Origin of the sequence: Caulobacter segnis ATCC 21756, assembly GCF_000092285.1 — a bacterium.
Classification (GTDB): domain Bacteria; phylum Pseudomonadota; class Alphaproteobacteria; order Caulobacterales; family Caulobacteraceae; genus Caulobacter; species Caulobacter segnis.
The window spans coordinates 2,032,532-2,050,628 of record NC_014100.1 but is presented as its reverse complement, the minus strand read 5'-3'; the positions used below and the strand labels follow the sequence as shown (position 1 = coordinate 2,050,628).

General features: G+C 65.9%; 18 protein-coding genes. 3 read left to right on the top strand and 15 right to left on the bottom strand.

Going from position 1 to position 18,097, the window contains the following annotated elements; all coding sequences use genetic code 11:
* Positions 1-3: 3 nt before the first annotated feature.
* A complete protein-coding gene (gene ccoN, locus CSEG_RS09470; protein ID WP_013079013.1) occupies positions 4-1,650 on the bottom strand; it encodes a cytochrome-c oxidase, cbb3-type subunit I in 1,647 nt (548 codons plus the stop codon).
* A gap of 122 nt (positions 1,651-1,772) precedes the next feature.
* Here ccoN and CSEG_RS09465 point away from each other — a divergent pair, with 122 nt between their 5' ends.
* The gene (locus CSEG_RS09465; RefSeq protein WP_013079012.1) at positions 1,773-2,042 is read left to right on the top strand and encodes a hypothetical protein; all 270 of its coding nucleotides are present in this window, start codon (positions 1,773-1,775) and stop codon (positions 2,040-2,042) included.
* Between the two features lie 47 nt (positions 2,043-2,089).
* Here the strand turns inward: CSEG_RS09465 and CSEG_RS09460 are convergent, their stop codons facing one another.
* The 12 genes from CSEG_RS09460 to CSEG_RS09405 all read right to left on the bottom strand — a co-directional run bounded on the left by CSEG_RS09460 (position 2,090) and on the right by CSEG_RS09405 (position 13,651).
* The gene (locus CSEG_RS09460) at positions 2,090-4,822 is read right to left on the bottom strand and encodes an exo-rhamnogalacturonan lyase family protein (RefSeq protein ID WP_013079011.1); all 2,733 of its coding nucleotides are present in this window, start codon (positions 4,820-4,822) and stop codon (positions 2,090-2,092) included.
* A 127-nt stretch (positions 4,823-4,949) separates the two neighbouring features.
* Positions 4,950-5,459 (bottom strand): 6-pyruvoyl trahydropterin synthase family protein, encoded by a 510-nt coding sequence (locus CSEG_RS09455; protein WP_013079010.1) that lies wholly within the window; start codon positions 5,457-5,459, stop codon positions 4,950-4,952.
* On the bottom strand, positions 5,459-6,223 hold the full coding sequence (gene ftrB / locus CSEG_RS09450) for a transcriptional activator FtrB (RefSeq protein WP_013079009.1): 765 nt from the start codon (positions 6,221-6,223) through the stop codon (positions 5,459-5,461). The genes CSEG_RS09455 and ftrB overlap by 1 nt, the downstream gene beginning before the upstream one ends.
* Before the next feature lie 127 nt (positions 6,224-6,350).
* A complete protein-coding gene (locus tag CSEG_RS09445) occupies positions 6,351-7,046 on the bottom strand; it encodes a sugar phosphate nucleotidyltransferase (protein WP_013079008.1) in 696 nt (231 codons plus the stop codon).
* Positions 7,043-8,134 carry a GHMP family kinase ATP-binding protein gene (locus CSEG_RS09440; protein WP_013079007.1) on the bottom strand — a complete coding sequence of 364 codons (1,092 nt, stop codon included), beginning with the start codon at positions 8,132-8,134 and terminating at the stop codon, positions 7,043-7,045. The genes CSEG_RS09445 and CSEG_RS09440 overlap by 4 nt, the downstream gene beginning before the upstream one ends.
* Positions 8,131-9,135: a GHMP family kinase ATP-binding protein gene (locus CSEG_RS09435; RefSeq protein WP_013079006.1), complete on the bottom strand. Its 1,005-nt coding sequence runs from the start codon at positions 9,133-9,135 to the stop codon at positions 8,131-8,133. The genes CSEG_RS09440 and CSEG_RS09435 overlap by 4 nt, the downstream gene beginning before the upstream one ends.
* Positions 9,136-9,138: 3 nt before the next feature.
* On the bottom strand, positions 9,139-9,762 hold the full coding sequence (locus CSEG_RS09430; protein ID WP_013079005.1) for an SIS domain-containing protein: 624 nt from the start codon (positions 9,760-9,762) through the stop codon (positions 9,139-9,141).
* 22 nt (positions 9,763-9,784) lie between these two features.
* Entirely contained in the window at positions 9,785-10,330 is a 546-nt protein-coding gene (locus tag CSEG_RS09425) for a D-glycero-alpha-D-manno-heptose-1,7-bisphosphate 7-phosphatase (protein ID WP_013079004.1), read from the bottom strand.
* Complete coding sequence (locus CSEG_RS09420; protein WP_013079003.1) at positions 10,327-11,073, bottom strand: transaldolase; 747 nt, start codon at positions 11,071-11,073, stop codon at positions 10,327-10,329. The genes CSEG_RS09425 and CSEG_RS09420 overlap by 4 nt, the downstream gene beginning before the upstream one ends.
* 90 nt (positions 11,074-11,163) lie before the next feature.
* Positions 11,164-12,123, bottom strand: coding sequence for a glycosyltransferase family 2 protein (locus CSEG_RS09415; RefSeq protein ID WP_013079002.1), 960 nt, complete (start codon positions 12,121-12,123; stop codon positions 11,164-11,166).
* Positions 12,120-13,076 carry a glycosyltransferase family 2 protein gene (locus tag CSEG_RS09410; RefSeq protein ID WP_013079001.1) on the bottom strand — a complete coding sequence of 319 codons (957 nt, stop codon included), beginning with the start codon at positions 13,074-13,076 and terminating at the stop codon, positions 12,120-12,122. Before CSEG_RS09410 ends, CSEG_RS09415 begins: the two co-directional genes overlap by 4 nt.
* Complete coding sequence (locus tag CSEG_RS09405) at positions 13,076-13,651, bottom strand: sugar transferase (RefSeq protein WP_053463743.1); 576 nt, start codon at positions 13,649-13,651, stop codon at positions 13,076-13,078. The genes CSEG_RS09410 and CSEG_RS09405 overlap by 1 nt, the downstream gene beginning before the upstream one ends.
* A gap of 135 nt (positions 13,652-13,786) precedes the next feature.
* On the opposite strand from CSEG_RS09405, the gene CSEG_RS09400 reads away from it, so the two are divergent.
* Positions 13,787-14,596: a WecB/TagA/CpsF family glycosyltransferase gene (locus tag CSEG_RS09400; protein ID WP_013078999.1), complete on the top strand. Its 810-nt coding sequence runs from the start codon at positions 13,787-13,789 to the stop codon at positions 14,594-14,596.
* A complete protein-coding gene (locus CSEG_RS09395; protein WP_013078998.1) occupies positions 14,589-16,013 on the top strand; it encodes an O-antigen ligase family protein in 1,425 nt (474 codons plus the stop codon). Before CSEG_RS09400 ends, CSEG_RS09395 begins: the two co-directional genes overlap by 8 nt.
* Here CSEG_RS09395 and CSEG_RS09390 read toward each other — a convergent pair.
* Positions 15,973-17,223: a lipopolysaccharide biosynthesis protein gene (locus CSEG_RS09390; RefSeq protein WP_013078997.1), complete on the bottom strand. Its 1,251-nt coding sequence runs from the start codon at positions 17,221-17,223 to the stop codon at positions 15,973-15,975. The two genes, CSEG_RS09395 and CSEG_RS09390, sit on opposite strands and share 41 nt — an antisense overlap.
* A 24-nt stretch (positions 17,224-17,247) precedes the next feature.
* Complete coding sequence (locus CSEG_RS09385) at positions 17,248-17,967, bottom strand: polysaccharide biosynthesis/export family protein (RefSeq protein ID WP_013078996.1); 720 nt, start codon at positions 17,965-17,967, stop codon at positions 17,248-17,250.
* Between the last annotated feature and the right edge of the window lie 130 nt (positions 17,968-18,097).

Sequence of the window (18,097 nt, the reverse complement as noted above, 5' to 3'; positions counted from 1 at the left end):
ACCTCAGGCGATCGCGGTGGCGGGGGCGGCCGGAGCGTCGGCCAGCTCGGCGGAGGGCGTGCTGATCGTCTTCCAGAGGTTGACGATCATGATCAGCGCGCCAGCCAGGTACATCAGGCCGCCCACGGTGCGGATGATGTTCTCGATATGCTTGGCCGAGACGGTCTCGATGAAGCTGTAAGCCAGGAAGCCCTGCGGGGTGTATTCCCGCCACATCAGGCCTTCCATAATGCCCGACACCCACATCGCGGCGATGTAGAGCAGGATCCCGGTGGTCGCGATCCAGAAGTGCCACTCGACCATCTTGTTCGAGTACAGGCCCGGCTTCTTCCACAGCCACGGCACCAGGCAGTAGACCGCGCCGAAGCTGATGAAGCCGACCCAGCCCAGAGCGCCGGAGTGCACGTGGCCGATGGTCCAGTCGGTGTAGTGGGAGAGCGCGTTGACGGCGCGGATCGACATCACGGGACCTTCGAAGGTCGACATGCCGTAGAAGGCGATCGAGACGACCATCATCCGGACGACGGGGTCCGTACGCAGCTTGTCCCAGGCGCCCGACAGGGTCATCAGGCCGTTGATCATGCCGCCCCACGAGGGCATCCACAGCATGATCGAGAAGGTCATGCCCAGGGTCTGCGCCCACTGCGGCAGGGCCGTGTAGTGCAGGTGGTGCGGACCGGCCCAGATGTAGATGAAGATCAGGGCCCAGAAGTGCACGATCGACAGACGGTAGCTGTAGACCGGGCGCTCAACGCGCTTGGGCACGAAGTAGTACATCATGGCCAGGAAGCCGGCGGTCAGGAAGAAGCCGACCGCGTTGTGGCCGTACCACCACTGGGTCAGGGCGTCCTGGACGCCGGACATCACGCCGTAGGACTTGTGGTTCAGCAGGCCGACCGGAACGGCGGCGTTGTTGACCAGGTGCAGCAGGGCGATGGTGACGATGAAGGCCAGGTAGAACCAGTTGGCCACATAGATATGCGGCTCCTTGCGCTTCCAGATCGTGCCCAGGAAGACCAGCAGATAGGCCACCCAGACGATCGTCAGCCAAAGGTCGGTGTACCATTCGGGCTCGGCGTACTCCTTGCCCTGGGTCGCGCCCATCAGGTAGCCGGTCGCGGCCATCACGATGAACAGCTGGTAGCCCCAGAACACGAACCACGGCGCGATGCCGCCGGCCAGCCGCGCCTTGCAGGTGCGCTGGACGACCCAGAAGGACGTCGCGATCAGGGCGTTGCCGCCGAACGCGAAAATCACCGCCGAGGTGTGCAGAGGCCGCAGCCGCCCGAAGTTCAGGAAACCGAGCTCGGGGAAATAGAAGATCCTCGGCCACGTCAGCTGGGCGGCGATAATCACCCCCACCAGCAGACCCGCCGCCGCCCAGAACATGGTGGCGATCACGCCGGCCTTGATGACGTTGTCGGAATATTGGTCGGGATGGTCGCGCAGCGTCCCGCCGGCGAGGCCGCCGTTCAGGACAAAGGCGGCGATCACACCGGCCAGGGCCAAGGTGCCGGCTTGAAGGCGGAAAATGGGATCATGGGTGAGACCCGCCCCCAAAATCGCCAAAAAGGCGCCTATAACCGAGATGACTAGAAGAAGGCTGGAGCCCGCGGGCGGACCAGCACTGGTGTTTGAAGGGGCGGACATGCGGACTCCATGAGTCGAACCTGGAACCCAGGGGTGTCACACCGGTCGACTCCGTGCTTTGATCTGTCTCAAAGCCAAGTCAGCGAACCTGTTGGACCCTGTGGGCCAATTCGGAGTCCGCCATGCTCAAAGCGCTATCTCGTCATCTCCCATCGGCCACGGGCCTAGCGGCCATTGTCGCGTGGGCGGTCGCCCTGCAGCAGTCGCTTCCGCGGATGCTGGCAGGCCCCATCTGCAGCACGCGCGCGGACGCCTGGGCGTTCGCCGGCCATTGCCCGGCCTGCTACGTCGCCGTGGCGCTGTCGATTGCTTTCCTGGCGTCGCTTTTCCTCGCGAGCCATCAGACGCGCCAGAACGCGCGCGCGATCCTGACCGTCAACACCGCGCTCTAAGCGCGCCGCGGCGTTCGGCCGCGCCTATAGGAGGCGCGGCCCAAAGCTCAGCGGTTTGCGGCCGCCGCTTCTTCCAGGCTATCGCCGATCAGGGACAGGTTCTGGATGGCCGCCAGACTCCACTGAGCGACGGCGTTGGTCGAGAGGACCGGATCCTCATCGATCGGACGCAGCACCGCCGTTCCGCCGACGCGGCGGGCCTGGCTGAGCATCAGGTCGCCCCCTTCCCGTCCCGCCTTGCCGAAGAACTCCGACCAGGCGCGCAGGGCCAGGGCGTGGTCGTTCTCATGCTTGGCGGCGTAAGCGGTCAGGCGCGAGTGCGCGTCGCCGAGATTTCGTCCGCTTGGAACCTTGCCCAGCAACGCCTTCAGCTCGGCGGGCGGCGCGTTATAATAGCGGCAGTATTCCAGCCAGGCCTTGCGATAGGCGGGAACGTCGAGCAGGTCGAGCAGCTCCGAGGTCATCTCGACAACGCCGAACACCGCGTTCAGGTGCGAGACGCTGACATAGTCGCCGTCGCCCAGGAACTTGCCGGTCTTGAGGTCGTAGGGCGCTTCGCCCGCGAACCAGCGTCGCTTCATGGCGGCGATCGTGTTCATGCCGTTGAGAATCCGGTCTCGCCAGCGCGGATCGCGCGTGCGCTCCCACTCCGTGAGCCAGGCCCCGAGGAACGCCCCCCAGGACGTGCCAAAGCCCGACGCGACCACGCCCTTGGGCCGCTCCCGCCCCGGGGCTGGCGGCAGCTTGCGTGAAATGTCCACGGCCTCCAGGGCCGAGTCGGACGTGACCAGCTCGCGCATCAGGTCCCCGACCCGCTCGTCGGCGGTCAGGTAATAGTAGATGCGCCGATAGGCGACGTTCGAGACGCGGGGCTGCTTGGACGAGTCGGACCAGTGCTGCACGCCGTGCCGCGTACCGAAGCCCTTGAAGCGGCCGAGGTGATAGACATCGACCTCGCCAGTGTGCCGGGTCATGGCCTCGGCGAACTTGAAAACGTCCGCCCGCCCGGTGCGCAGATAGGTGTACCAGATCCACAGGTCGGTGGAGAGCTCGGAGTTGTCCCAGGCGTAGCCGCCGACGTCGTAACGCCACATATGGCGGTCCGGATCGTAGGTGTGCATCACATCGCCGTAGGACCAGAAACCGTACCAGCGCCGCTGATCCACCTCGTTCATGTAGTAGTCGATCAGATAGGTCAGCCGATCCTCGATCCGCTGGCGGGTCGGCGTCGAGGCGTCGACGACATCCCAATCGCCGAACACGCCCGCCGCCTTCAGACGCTGCGGCGAGACCGTCAGGCGCGGCGGGTCGGCGACCCGGCTGGCCATGGCTGAGAAGGCGTCATGCGAAGGCGTCGCGCCGAGCACCCACAAGGTCAGCTCGGACGTCCTGGCGATCCCGTGCGCGTCGTCCCAGCCGGCTTCATAGTCCTCATAGGTGATGTCGAGACCTTCGATCTCCTCGGGGTGAGTGTCCATCCCGTTGGCGCTGCGATAGGGCCGCACGTCCATGGCCGGCGCCTCGGGCGACCACATCCAAGCGGTCAACTCGGCCAGATCGGTGTGGGCGTTTCGGATCTCCAAGCCCGTCGGGGCGCGCTGCCAGAAGTCCTTCAGGCCGAACGCCACGCCTCCCGAGACGCCGCCGACATAGGCCAGGCCCCGCGTGCGCTGTCCGGCGTTGGAGTCGATCCAGGCGTGGCCGGCGCTCGTCCGCTTGCGCAGGGTGAAGCCGTCGGGCGTCAGCTGCGACAGCGAGAAATCGCCCCACTCCGGAATCCATTTCAAGCCAGCCTGTAGCTTGGGCGGCAAGGTTTCGGTGCGCACCGCGCGCCCGGCGATCTGGGTCTCGCGCGCCGCGGGCCCCGGATCGCCCCGCGAGCGCAGGCCCGTCAGGGTCCGCACGGCCTCGCCAAACACACCGACGTCTTCGCCTGAGAAGCGGACATGGCGGTTATGGGTCTCGTCGCTCATCGGCACGCTGGCGGTGACGCCCAGACCCCGGATGAAGTCCTTGGCCGGGTCGCCATCGAGGATGAAGCTATGGACGATGCGCACGGCCTCGGAGCCGGCGTGGAAATAGAGGCGCACAGTGACCGGCAGCCACGTACGTCCGTCGCCGCTGTGAACGCCTTCGAAGCGTACGACAGCCCGAACGGGGCCCGTCTGCTCGACCGTGACGGTCGAGAATTTCGAGATGTAGCGCGAGGAGCGGACGACGCCATCCGGTTCCAGGGTCGGTTGATCCTGAGCGATCGCGACCAATCGCAGGTCCTTCAACGTGACCCGTCCCGCGCGCCGGGCCTCTGAAACGAGTTCGGCTCCCGCGGTCGGCAGACGCCAGACCAGATCGCCCGACGACACGGTGATCGCGTCTGCGGTCTTGGTCACCAGCAAGGGCGCGGCGGGCGTCTTGCTCTTGCCCGGCACGATAGACAGGCCGTCACGCCCCTCCCCGCTCGCGACAGCGTGGGCGGACCATTTCAGCGAACCGTCCGGCCAATAGGCGATCGGCCAGGACTGGACAGGGAGCTCCTCGCCCGTCTTGCCGACGATCTTGAAGGCTTGAGAAGGCTTGAGCGCGCCACGAGGCCAGGGAACGCCAAAAGTCGAGCCGTCCCATGCGGCGGGCGCCTGGTCATCGAGCCAGCGCAGATCCGTGGTGGGGACCGAAGGCGCCGCTTCCGCGACGCTGTTTGCGCCAAAACCAAGCGCGGTCGCGGCCACGGACAGGATCAGGAGGTTGCGGCGCGACAACGCCATGGCGGGGGCTTGGCTCAACTTGTCCTCCCAGACCTGTTTCCGCGCGAGCCAGTATAATTCGCGCGAGCCGGTCAGTTGTCGGCACAAGCGTTATTGTTTCATATTATGGGTCGTCAAGCCACATTTTGAGAACGGTTAGGCGCTGTCAGAGACCTTTGAGCGCCAGGCTCAACGCCTCGGCGCTCACCTGCCGTAGCACGCCTTGCGGGTTCTCAAACACAGCGGCGTTGGCTCCGTGCTCCCGGCATTCGACCGAGGCGACCCAGCAGCGGCCCTTCGTCGCCGCGTCCACGAGACCCTGCGCGTGCTCGAAGACATGAGCCGCCAAGGCCTCGGCGCTGACGCCGGGCACGATCCGCACCTGCGCCAGGCCCAGCCGCTGAAGGCGTTCGAACTCGGACCGCGAGGGATCATCCGCGGCGACGAGCAGGGTGTGGTCAAACATGTGGTGCAGCCATTCGCGGATGGCGCCGAAGCCGGCCTTGCCGAAATCCACGACCCAGCCCCGCGCATCCAGCTGCTCGGCCGCGAAGTCGAAGACGAAGCCGAGCGAATAGCCGTGCAGTAACTGACAATGGCTATCGGCCGCCCACTGGCGGTAGGCGCACGACAGGCCTCGCTCAGCGCCGTAGGTCTTGACCGATCTGTAGGCCATCAGGCGCGGCCTTCTATATGAGCGGCGCGCTCGCGCCCCGCCTGCCCCATCATGGCTCCAGCCACCGGCAGAGGATTGTCGATCAACGGATCCGGCTTGGCCAGGCGCGCCAGAACCGCCGGTCGCGTGATAGTCACCAGCGGTCCATCCACCCTGACGCCGTACTCGGCCAGGGCGGCGAACGAGCGCGACAGGTTCTCGGGGGTCATGCCGAGCAAGGACGCGAGCATCCGCTTCTGCAGCGGCAATCGCAGGACGCCGCCGCCCTGGCGTTGCTGCTGCACGAGCAGATAGTTGGCAAGGCGAACGAGCGGCGCGCGCAGCTTGTGACTCTTGATGGTGCGAACCAGGCCGCTGTAACAGCCCGACAGCTCCTCGATCACCGCCAGGGACACGCCCCGATCCTCACGCATCACGCGCCGGAACAGATCGCCGGGGATCATCAAAAGCTGGCTGCGCGAAAGCGTGCGCGCCGTCATCAGCGCCGGCGCCTCCAGCACGACCGACGCCAAGACGAAGCTCGAAAGCGGCCTCAGCACCGCCAGGGTCGAGTCTCGATCGCCCCAGGTCCCCTCCAACTCAACGGAGCCGTCGAGCAGTATATAGAGAAAGTCGTTGACCTCACCCTCGGCCACCAGCTCGGCGCCTTTGGGAGTCCACTGCAGGAACCCGCCCTGCCCGATCAGGGAAAGGGACTCTTCGCTGGCGGAAGCCAGCAACGGCAGGTCACGCACACGGCTGAGGTCAATGGGTTTGATCGACATGAACCATCTCGAACGACAGGGTGGAGCATCGGCTTTAAGGCCGGCGAACGCACCCGACGTTGCGGTTAGTCAATCTTGGCCATGATTTGGGTCGCCCACATCGCTCTGGGACGCGGACGCGAGCCCCCTAGGCCGAAGCCAGGATCCGCTCGGCGGCGGCGAGGCTGGCGGGCAGGCCAATGTCGACGAAAGCGCCTTCGAAGACCCGGCCGCCCAGCGCGCCATCCCGACAGAGCGCCGGAAGCAATTCAGCCTCAAGCGAGAAGGCGCGGTCGGTCCTTGGAACGGCCGCCTTGGCGAGGCGGCAAACGCCGCCGTTGATCAGCCCCTTGCTCAGACTGGGGTCACGCGCGCGGATGTCCACGACACGATCGCCGTCCAGCGCCACGGTCTCGTAGCGATCCGCCGGCTCGACCATGCGCAGCGCCATCATGCCGGCGTAGCCCTCGCGATCGGCCAAGGCGCGCCAGTCGAAGTCGAACCAGGTGTCGCCATTCAGCAGCAGGAAGGCGTCTTCGAGAAGATCATGGGCGTGGCTCAAGGCGCCGCCGGTGCCCATCGGCTCGGGCTCGACCGACACCGCGATCTCCATGCCCAGACGGGCGTCTAGGTTCGTGGCCTCGATGTGCCGCTTGACCACTTCGGCTCGATGTCCAGCCAAGAGCAACGCCCGATCGAAACCGTTCAGCGCGGCCTTCGCGAGCAGATGCTCGATGAAGGGACGCCCCGACACCGGGAGCATCGGCTTGGGCGTGTCGCGGGCGATGTCGCCCAAGCGCGTGCCCAGGCCACCGACAAGGAACACGCACTGGCGAACGCTCACCGGGGCACGCTCCAGGCTTCCGCGCCTTCGAAGGTGACCTTGACCGAACTCGCCTGCCCCCCCGCCCGATTGAGGGTCGAAATCAGGTGGTGGCGGTTCTCGGGATCGGTGAAGAACATCAGGAACCCGCCGCCGCCGGCGCCGGACACCTTGCCGCCCCAGGCGCCCTCGGCGATCGCCAGATCGAACAGGCGATCGACCGTGTCGGTGGCCACGCCGCTAGCGGTACGCTTCTTGGCGCTCCACGACCGCATCAGGATGGCGGCCATGTCGCGCATGTCGCCGCGCAGCAGGGCTTCGCGCATCAAGGCCGCATCGGCCTTGAGCTGATGCATGCTTTCGAGCGTCTCGGCGTTCATGCCCACCAGACCGTCGATCTGCTCCTTGATGATCGTCTCGGAGCGGCGCGACTGGCCGGTGAAGCAGATCACCAGCGAAGACTCGAACTCGTTCAGATAGGCGCGCGGCACCCGCAGAGGGCTGACCAGCACCTTGTCCTCGGGCAGGAACTCGATGAAGTTCACGCCGCCGAAAGCCGCCGCGTACTGGTCCTGACGCCCTCCGGCGAGGCCGAGCTTGCGACGCTCGATATGGAACGCCAGACGAGCCACATCGGCGGGACCCAACGGAAGATCCAGCGCCAGACGGAACGCCTCCACCAGCGCCACGACCAAAGCCGAGGAAGAGCCCAGCCCCGACCCGGCCGGAGCGTCGATCGTCGTGGAGACGTTCAGCGCCGGGGCGGCGCCGTCCAGATAGGTCTCCACCACATGGTCGTAGACGGCCCGGTGTAGACTAAGCCCTTCGTCGATCCGGGGACGCGCGCCGAGTTCATGATGCTCCTGCACGCCAAGGTCGTTGGCCCTAAAGGACACCGCCCCATCAGCGCTGGGCGTTATATGGGCGAAGGCGAAGCGATCGATGGTGACATTCAAGACCGCGCCGCCGAACTGGTCGCAGTAAGGCGACAGATCGGTGCCGCCGCCCGCCAGTCCCAGGCGCAGAGGCGCGCGGGCGCGAACGTCGAACCCGCTGCTCGTCCGCGCTCGCTGGACGCCCCCGAGAGCTTCCGCGCGCCAGGCGTTCATGCGGCTTGGCTCAGCAGCACCTGGGTCCCGCCACGATCGATGCCGTAGCGCAGGCGCGGCATGTTCTGCGACGCCATGTAGTCTTCGAGCTCGCGGCCCTCGTTCGGCGTGAACAGCATCAGGAAACCGCCGCCGCCAGCGCCGATCACCTTGCCGCCCGTCACGCCGAGATTGGCCCGCACATGATCGTACAACTGATCGATGTGCGGCCAGCTGATCTTCGACGACAGCTGCTTCTTGCTGACCCAGTGCTCGTGGAGCATCCGGCCCCAGCCTTCCAGATCGCCGGCGATCCAAGCGTCGCGAATGCGGTAGCCGAGATCCTTGATGGCGCCGAGACTCTGGGCGGCCTGGCGTCGCCGGTCGCCGTCGCTCAGCATGGCGCTGTTCTGGTCGTCCAGGATCACCGCCGCATCGCGTCGCAGGCCGGTATAGTAGATGTGGGTGTGGGCGATGAACGCCGCCTCGACCTCGGGGTCCAACGCCACCGAGCCGACCCGCACCTTTCCGTCCGGAGCGATGTCCAGGGTCGTCAGGCCGCCGAACGCGGCCATGTACTGGTCCTGCTTGCCGATGCCCTTGGCCAGGACGTTGATCTCCAGATCGCACGCTTCTTCGGCGAGGGCCTGCCGGTCAGGCTCGGCGCCCTTCAGCGCATGCAAGGCGCGAAGGAAGCCGACCAGGAAGCAGCTGGACGATCCCAGGCCCGTACCGCCGACGATGTCGCCGATGGACGCCGCCTCGAAACCGGTGTCGATCCCGTGGCGCAGAAGCGCCGCGCGGACCAGTTCGTGCTTGAGGTCCGTGGTCCGGGCGACGTTCTCGGGATCGGGGCCCATCAGGGCCACGTGGTCATGGAAGGCCGGGCGATGCGCGCTGATATGGATGTACTTGTCCAAGGCCATGGCGAAGATGAAGCCGCCATCGCGTCGGTAATAGCTCTCCAGGTCCGTGCCCCCGCCGCCGAGGGTCACGCGCAAGGGCGTACGAGTGGAGATCATCGGTTATTCGGCGGCGACCGCGACGGCGGGAGCGGGTGCGATCTGCTCCCAGTGCCCCTTGGACCGCGAAAGCGCCGGGTGCGAGACCAGCAGGTGCCAAACGACCGCGGCGAGGCCCTCGACGATCGGCGTGATCAGTTGCGGATCGACCGTCGGAACGACCACGCATGCGTCGGCGACCCTGGCCGTGAACCCGCCGTCGCGACCAACGATGCCCGTGACCGCGGCGCCCTTCTCCTTGGCGTATTGCATGGCGCGCACCAAGTTGGCGCTGACCGGCGGCTCTAGGCTGCCGCCACCGACCGAGAAGATCAGCAGGCCATCCTTGGCGGTCAGGCGGCTGCTCTCGAGCCACGTCGAGAACACGCCCTCCCAGCCCTCGTCATTGATGCGGGCGGTCAGCTCCGAGACGTTGTCGGTCGGGCAATAGGCCTCGAAACCGCAGATCTTGCGGAAGTCGTTGGTCGCGTGGCTGGCGTGGCCCGCGCTGCCGCCGACGCCGAGCAGGAACAGGCGTCCGCCGCCATCCCGAACCCGCGCCAGAGTCTTCGCCACGGCCTCAATGGCGTCGCGGTCAATCGCGGAGACGGCGCGCGTCGTCGCATCAAGAAAGTGGTCAGAAAACATAGTAAACCCCCAAGCAACGCTATTATATCGCCCTTAGAATATAGGCAAGCGATTGCGAGAGTGTTTCCACGACTTGGTCGGCGGCAGTATCTGTACCCGAATTGTAGTCGCGTCCAAGTAGTATTGTGCTGCAGCCGGCGGCCTTGCCACAAGCTACGTCGCGATCCTGATCGCCGATGAGCCAAGACCGGCCGAGATCGACGCCATGACGTTCGGCGAGGTCCAAAACTAGACCTGGCTTGGGCTTGCGGCAGGCGCACCCGTCGGCGTTGTCGTGCATGCACGCCGCGATCTCGTCCAGCGGGAGCGCGTCGGCCAACCGGGCATGCAGCGCTTCGAGCGTTTCCACGCTCATCAGCCCCCGGCGGACGTCAGGTTGATTGGTGACGACGAGCAGCAGATAACCAGCCGCCTTCAACGCCGCGAGCGTTGAAGGAGCATCGGGTTCGATCTCGAGCTCGTCGACGGCGCGCGGCGAGGCAGCCTTGCCCTCGCGCAGGACGATGCGGTTCAGCACGCCGTCGCGATCCAGAAAGACCGCGGGGCGTAGCCGCTCAGAAGCGTTCAAAGCTTGAAGCCGGCCGCGCTGGCGTCTTCATAGAACATGGCCACCGTCTCTTGCGACAGGTCCGCCAGGTCCTTTCCGGCCATGGAGAGCTTCTTCAGCACCTCGGGCGTCGACGTCACGATGTGGCAGCCGCAGTCGCGGGCCTGATAAACATTCAACACCTCGCGCACGCTGGCCCACAACACCTCGGCCTTGGGCTTGCGGGCGGCCATGGCCACGGCGGCGCGCATGACCGGCATGGGATCAACGCCGGTGTCAGCGATACGCCCTGCGAAAACCGAAACCACGGCCGGAACGTCGGCATGGAGCGCGTCGACCGTCTCGGCCACCTGCTCCAGGGTCAGAATGGCGGTGACATTCACCTTCACGCCCTCGCCCGCCAACACTCGAACCATCGGCAGGCTGCTCTCGCGCCGCGTGTTGGTGATCGGAACCTTGACGTAGACGTTGGAGCCCCAGGCCGCGATCTTTCGCGCCTGACGCGTCATGTCATCGAACTCGTCCGAGAAGACCTCGAAGGAGATCGGCGCGTCGGGAATGCGCTCCAGCAGCGCCTTGGCGAAACCTTCGTAGTCGGTGACGCCGGCCTTGCGCATCAGGGTCGGGTTGGTGGTGAAACCCGCCACCTGTCCAGTCTGGTGCAGGCGCGTGAAGTCCTCGAGGCTGGCGCCATCAGCGAAGAGCTTGATCTGCGCCGTGAGATCCGCGGACAGGGCTTCATGAGTGGAAAGACGATGCAGCATGCTTTTCTGGTGCCCCCAAGTTCAGAATAGGACGGCGCGCGCCCTGCGCCGTGCCCGGTGTTAGCGGAATTGCGGTCAAGTTGGTTGAGATCAGGTTGCCCTGTTGAGCGAAGGCTCGGCGATGTAGCCTACGGCGCGCTTCCATAGGAGCTTGCCCAGGCCATGTTCGATCATCGCGCGCCCGCGCATTCGCTGCTTAGAGCCAAACTCGAAAGTAGCGGCGGATAAGACAAATCCGACAACCACTTGAACCAGCCCCTTGGCCATCAGCGTCGCCCAGATCAGCCGAGGACGCGGAGTCGCGTCGAGGTAGATCGACACGTAATGCTGAGCCTCACGGCGGACGCGGATGAGACGATATGTCACAGCCGTCCGATGCGGCGCGACCGTCTCGGTCACCACCGCACGAGGCGCCCAGACAATCCTGCGACCTTGACGGAAAAGGCGAATGAAGAGCTCGGCGTCTTCCCCGCCCGCGTCGCCGAACGCCTCGCGCATCGCCGGCTCGCCGTTGGGAAAGCAGCGTGAGAGGTCGAAGAGCGAGTTGCCGGTGCCCATGCCGTAGCGCGGCTTGCCGGACGGCTCCGTCAGCGGAATGATCGCGCCGTCGGGAAGGTCGAAAATCCTGACGAACTGCGATCCTGTCGGATCATAGGCCGGCGGCTCTCCGGCGAACACGGCCTGGCGCGGCCCAACGGCCATGTCGGCGTCGGCCGTACGTAAGGCCCCCACCAGTTGGTCCAGCCAATCGGGCGACGCGACCTCGTCATCGTCGATCAAGGCGGCCAGACGCCCCCGCGCCTCCGCGAAACCGCGATTGCGCAGCGTCGACATGTTGCGCGTCAGCTCGGTGACGTAGCGCAGCGGCCAGCGAGCCTCGCGCGACAGCGTCTCGACGACCGACCGCGCGCTGCCGCTAGGGTGATTGTCGACAACGACGATCTCGATCGACAGGCCCAGCGCATTGGTCTGTTCAAGACACGATCTCAGGGTCGCCTCGAGCGAGACCGGTCGATCATAGGTGCAAATGACGATCGAGAGGTCCGTCATGCGGCCTTCTCGTCGATGAAGCCAATCGGCGCGCGATAGGAGAGCTTGCCCAGGCCCTTGGCCATGCCGATGCGGTTATCGAAGCGATCGCCCGCCAGCCATTCGCCGGAAGTCAGGTACAGGCCGGCGTGCACCGCGATCTGCGCCAAACCCAGGAGCGTCACCTTGATCCGCGTGAGGCCAGGCCGATCGCTCGTGGCGACGCGGGAGGCCGCATAGTGTTGCGACCCGCGCTTCATCCGCGTGATCATGTAGCTGGGCTTGGTCCGGTCCGTCTCGATAAACTCGCGCACCACCGCGGTCGGGCACCACACGAAGCGCTTGCCCGCGAGCGCGAGGCGAAACAGCAGATGCGTGTCCTCGCCATTGGCGTCGCCGAAAGCGACGGCGAAGGGCTCGGGCGTATCGAAGCACGTGGCCATGCGGAAGGCGGCGTTGCCGCTGCCGAGGCCCTTACCCTTTTTACGGAGACGGCCGAACAGATGGATCGGCGTGTCGGCCGGTTCGCGATAGTCCAGCGTGTAGCGCCAGCCCTCGGGATCCCAGGCTGGCGGCCGCCCGGCCTCGAACACGGGATACTTGGGCCCGAACGCGGCGTCGGCGCCGGTGCGCTCAAGGCAGGCGTGCAGCTCGGAAAGCCAGTTGGCGTCCGGCGCCTCGTCGTCGTCGATAAAGGCGACGTAGCGCCCCAAGGCGGCCTTGATGCCGACGTTGCGGACAATCGACACGTTACGCCGGGCGTCTGCGAAGTAGCGGATCGGCGCGCCGCCTTCAGCCAGACGCGAAACCAGCGGCTGGGCCAAACGATCGGGATGATTGTCGACAACGACGATCTCGAACGGAACGCCGTTTGACACATCGGGCTTGAGGCAGTTGACGAGCGTCCGCTCAAGCAGGTGGACACGGTCGTAGCTCAGAACCACGACGCTGACGGCGATGGGCGTATCGGACATCAGACGCCTGTCCCTCGGAAGACGACGACGGCCGTCCGCGCCAGGATCTGGATGTCCAGCCACAGGGACCAGCGACGGATATAGTCCAGATCGCGCTCGACCCAGTCGTCGTAGTCATTGATCCGGTGGCGCCCTTCGACCTGCCAGAGACAGGTGATGCCAGGCTTGACCGCCAGCTTCTGCTTCTGGAACTCGGTGAACTGGGCGTATTCGTGAGCGCGCGGCGGGCGAGGTCCTACGAGGCTGAGATCTCCGATCAGCACGCTCCAGAGCTGGGGCAGCTCATCCAGGCTGTATTTGCGCAGCACCTTGCCGATCGACGTGACGCGCGGGTCGTTGGTCAGCTTGAAGGCCGGACCGCGCATTTCGTTGCGGTCCTGGAGCTCCGCCTCCATGGCCTCGGCGTTGGAGACCATCGTGCGGAACTTGTATCCCGTGAAGGATCGCTCGCCTTGCCCCACCCAATGGCAGGCGTAGAAGATCGGCCCCTTCGAGGTCAGCTTGACGAAAACGGCGACCAGCAGCAGCAGCGGCGCAAGAAGAGCCAGCAGCGCGGCGGAGACGCCGATGTCCATCAGTCGCTTTATGGCGTGAGCGGATTTCAAGACTGCCTCAAAACGGGAACCGAACGTAAAGGTGGAGCCCGCATACTCAAGTATGGCGCCAATCGGCGCTGTTCCTATAACGCCCCTCTGCGGCAGGCTCTCTTAATGTCCGGTTCCCAAAGCGCCACGGCGGTATCCGACGCGCCCCAATCTTGGCCCGAGGTGCGCTTCGCGGGCCTCCGCTTCACGCCGCTGACAGTGGAACAGACCGTCGACGCCCTGGCGGCTCGGTCGCCCCAAGCCCCCTTCACGACTTTCGTCACGCCCAACGCCGAGCATGCCTATCTGCGGCGCCGTGATCCTCGGTTCCGCGCGATCAGCGACGCCGCCTGGATCAGCACCAACGACAGCCGTGTCGTGGGCCGAACCGCTCTGCTTGGCGGCCTTCGCCTGCGCTTCGCGCCGGGCGCCTATGTGGTCCGCGAGCTGTTCGAGCGGGTCATAGGCCCCGACACCCCGCTTTCCGTGATCGGCGGCACTCCGGCCCTGGCCGACAAACTGCGCCAGCAGTACGGCCTGAAGAACCTTGTCCAGCACGTGCCCCCGATGGGCATGATCCACAATCCGGCCGCGATCGCCGAAACGGTCGCCTTCATCGTCGCAAATCCCGCCCGCTTCATCTTCGTCGCCATGGGGCCGCCCCAGTCGGAGCTTCTGTGCGGCCACATCATCGCCGACGGCCGCAGCACGGGCCTGGGTCTTTGCATCGGCAGTTCGTTGCACGTTCTGACGGGCGATTCCGATCCCGCGCCCGCTGTTCTGGAGCATTCGGGCTTCGTGTGGCTCTACCGCCTGGTCAAGGAGCCTCGCAGGCTCTGGCGTCGCTATATGCGCGGCTTCTATGGCTTGGCGCTGGGACTGCGGGATGTCCTGGCCCGATGGCTTGGGTTGGGAAGCGCAAACGCCCATGGCTGAAGAGCGACGCGCCGGCGCCACGCTCGAGGCCTGGCGCGCTCTGCGCCGCGAAGAACGCGCGGCCGCGTCGGCGCGCCTGAATGACCGTCTCTCGCGATGGTCGGGCTTCGTGCTGGTCCTGATGCTGCTCTACATGATGATCGGTGTCGCGCCCTATACTCACGAGGTCACGGTCGATGCGCTGTCGGGCGCTTCGCCGATGTCGCCGCTCAACCGAATGATCTGGCTGGGCGTGCTGGGATTGACCCTGCCGATCATGTGGTTCCGACGCAGCGAGGTGCTGGCTCTTAGCCTTCGGGTCTGGCCGCTGCTCCTGCTGTTCGTCTGGTTCGGCGCCACAACGCGCTGGGCCATCGATCCGACAGTCTCGAACCGCCGTTTCATTCTCTATTTGATCAATGTGGTGGTCAGCATCGCCCTGGTGGCGGGCCTCCGCGAGCCTCGGCGCATGCATGCGGCTCTCGCGACCGCCTGCGCCATCATGATCGTCATCGATCTTATCTCTTGGATCGCCCTACCCGGCCTGTCGATGACCGACATCGGCCTGGCGGCCATTCATAATCACAAGAACACTCTGGGCTCGGTGATGCTGCTGAGCTCGCTGGTGATCACGCCCTACATCCTGTTTGGCGAGACACTGAAGACGCGCCTCTTCTGGGGCGCGATGTTCGCCGGCTGTCTGGCGCTGCTGATCGCCAGCAAGTCGAAGACCAGCCTGGCCATCGCTCTGTCGGCGTTGGCCGCGACGCCCCTTTTACTGGCTTGCCTGCGCCTGCGGGCCGGCGCGATCTGGGCGGCGGCGGCGTTCGGCGTGGCGGCTCTCCTTGCGATGGGATTTGGGTGGCTCGCCTGGAGCTACGCCATCGGACAGGACCCGATGGCGCCGCTCCGCAGCGTGAACTTCACGCGCCGCACCGAGGTCTGGATGTTCGCCCTCAACCAATTCGTCGAACATCCGATGAGAGGCCAAGGTTTCGGCTCCTTCTGGGACGTGAACCCCGCCGTGCAACCGAGCTTGCAGACCGACCTCTGGTTCGCGGCCGAGACCCACACCAACCAATCCCACAACGGCTACATCGACCTGTTGGTCACGGTGGGCGCTCCAGGGCTGGTCGGAGCGCTCCTTCTATTGCTCCGGTGGATAGCCCGCGGACTTGGCCTCATTCGCCAAAGCCTCAGAAATCCGACCGCCGAATATCGTGACGCCCTGCCTCACGCGCTCTTCCTGGGCGTCTTCCCCATGATCTTCTTCGTGCACAATTTCATGGAGAGCAGCTACTTCTCGGCCAACGCCATGCTGGGGATCTTGATCCTGCTGTTTGGCGTCGACATCGACATGCGACATGCGCCGCCCCCGGAACGAGCGGCGCGCGCCCCTAGGCCTCGCGCGGCGCCGATCGCCGTCTCGCCGCGGTGATCGACATCAGGATGGCGGTCATGGCCGCCAGCTCCAGCAACTGACCCGCAGCCGTCCCGACGATGGCGCCGGCTGGTCCAAGGCCGCGCATGACCAGCAGGATTCCACCGGCCGCCACCAAGGAGGCCGCCCCGTTGGCCAGCGCCAAAGGCTTGAAGGCTCGCAGCACCTGGAGACCGGTGCTCACCACTGTTTGCCCCAGGGTGAAGGCCGCGCTCAGCCCCCACAGAGCGACCATCCAGCGGTCGGTCAGATACTTGCCTGCGAACAGGTGCGTGGCGATCGCCGGCCAGGCCAGGTGCAGGATCAGGGTCCACGCCGCGGCGACCACCAGCCCGCCGCCCATCGCCACCGCCAGGATCCGGACGAAGTCGCTCCACGCCTCATGATCTCGGCGGCGAGCCAGATCGTTGCGGGCCACCATGCTCCAGGACATCGCCAGCAGCGGGACGGGCCGCAACAGCTGCTGGGTCGCCGACAAGGCCGCCAGAGCCGCCGCGCCGAACCAGCCCGCCACGACGAACACGTAGAACCGGGTCAGAAGTTCGGTGCTCGAGACCCCCAGGAACACCCAGCCGGACTGCCGAACATAGTCGCCATAGGCCTTGAGCTCGTAGCGGCGAAGTCGGCCGCCCTGCCCCCGCAAGGCCCAGACCGCGCCAAGGGCGCCGGTCAAGCCGTAGGCGACGCCCAAGCGCCAGAGGACGCCGTCGGCGTCGAGCTTTCCGCCCCGAAGCAGAGCTTCGCCCAGCAGGAGCGCCACAAGGGCGAAGACTCCAGCGGTCTGCCCCGTCGCCACGTCCGCACGTCCACGCGAGAACGCCAACGCCCGCAGATATTGCTGCAACAGAAAGGCTGGCACGAACAAGGTGGCCGCCAGCGCGCCGTATGGACTGTCGACGCTCCGCCACGCCACGGCGCCGACCAAGCACGCCAAGGCCGCGACCAGGAGAAAGATGGCGTTGACGCCGTGCATCAGACGCTCGACGGGCAACCGCTTGGGATCCAGCCCCCCGCCCGGCGCCAACGCCTGCAGATGGCATACGGTCAGGGCGTTCTGCAGACTGGACAGCACGAAGCCGCAGGACGCCCAGAACACGAACGCGCCGTACTGGTCGGGCGCGACGAAGCGGATCAACAGCAGATTGACGCCGAAATTGAGCAAAGACCAAAGGGCCTGCTCCACAGCGGAGATCAGATAGCGGGACATCCGTCTCCTCGGCGCGCCGTCAGGCTAGTAGCGGGTACCGCGGTTGATGCTGTAGTTGAAATTGAACGGCAAGACGCCGGTCACGTACTGACGCACGAAACGATTGACCTCGGTGATCGCGCTGCGCGGCACGAAAATCAGGTCGCCCGGCAGGACGGCGAAGTCGTCCCCGCCTCTGCCGTTCAGATTGTCGCGAACGTCGATGGTCCGCATCAGCAGCCGAGGGTCGCCCGGCCGCTGCCGGATGACCACCACGCGCCCCGTGCGCGCGGTCTCTTGGAAACCACCGGCTGACATGACGGCCTGGGCCACCGTCAGGCGTCCCTTGATCGTCTTGACGCCCGCATCGCGCACCTCGCCGCCCACATAGATCTGAGAGGCGCCGTAGCCGGCCACCAACGTCTCGACCTGGGGCGCGCGCAGCACGGTCGCGTAAGCGCGGCTCAGCAGGGCGTTGGCCTCTTCGGCTGTCAGTCCGGCGACGTCTTGAGCGCTGATCAGGGGAAAGACGCCGCGACCGTCAGGCCCGACGACCACGGTCGCATTGAGATCCGGATTGATAACGAACCGGACGGAAAGCTCGTCGCCCGGGCCGATGCGATAGCGATAGTCCTCGCTGGTCCAGGAGGCGAAAGTCGCCCCCCCGCCGCCCGCCATGTCACGCTGGTTCGGCGCGGGCGTCGCGGCGCAGCCGGCGGCCGCCAAGGCGACGGAAAGCGAGAAGACACGCAGCCAGGCGGACAAACCAACCTCCTTAGTCGCGCAACGGCGCGGCCTTGGTAAACGTAAGTGGCGGAAGGGCGTTAGGATTTGGTTGCCGCCCTCCTCAGAGCTTGCGGCAAATGGCGGCGCCGCATGTATTGGAAGCTCTTGC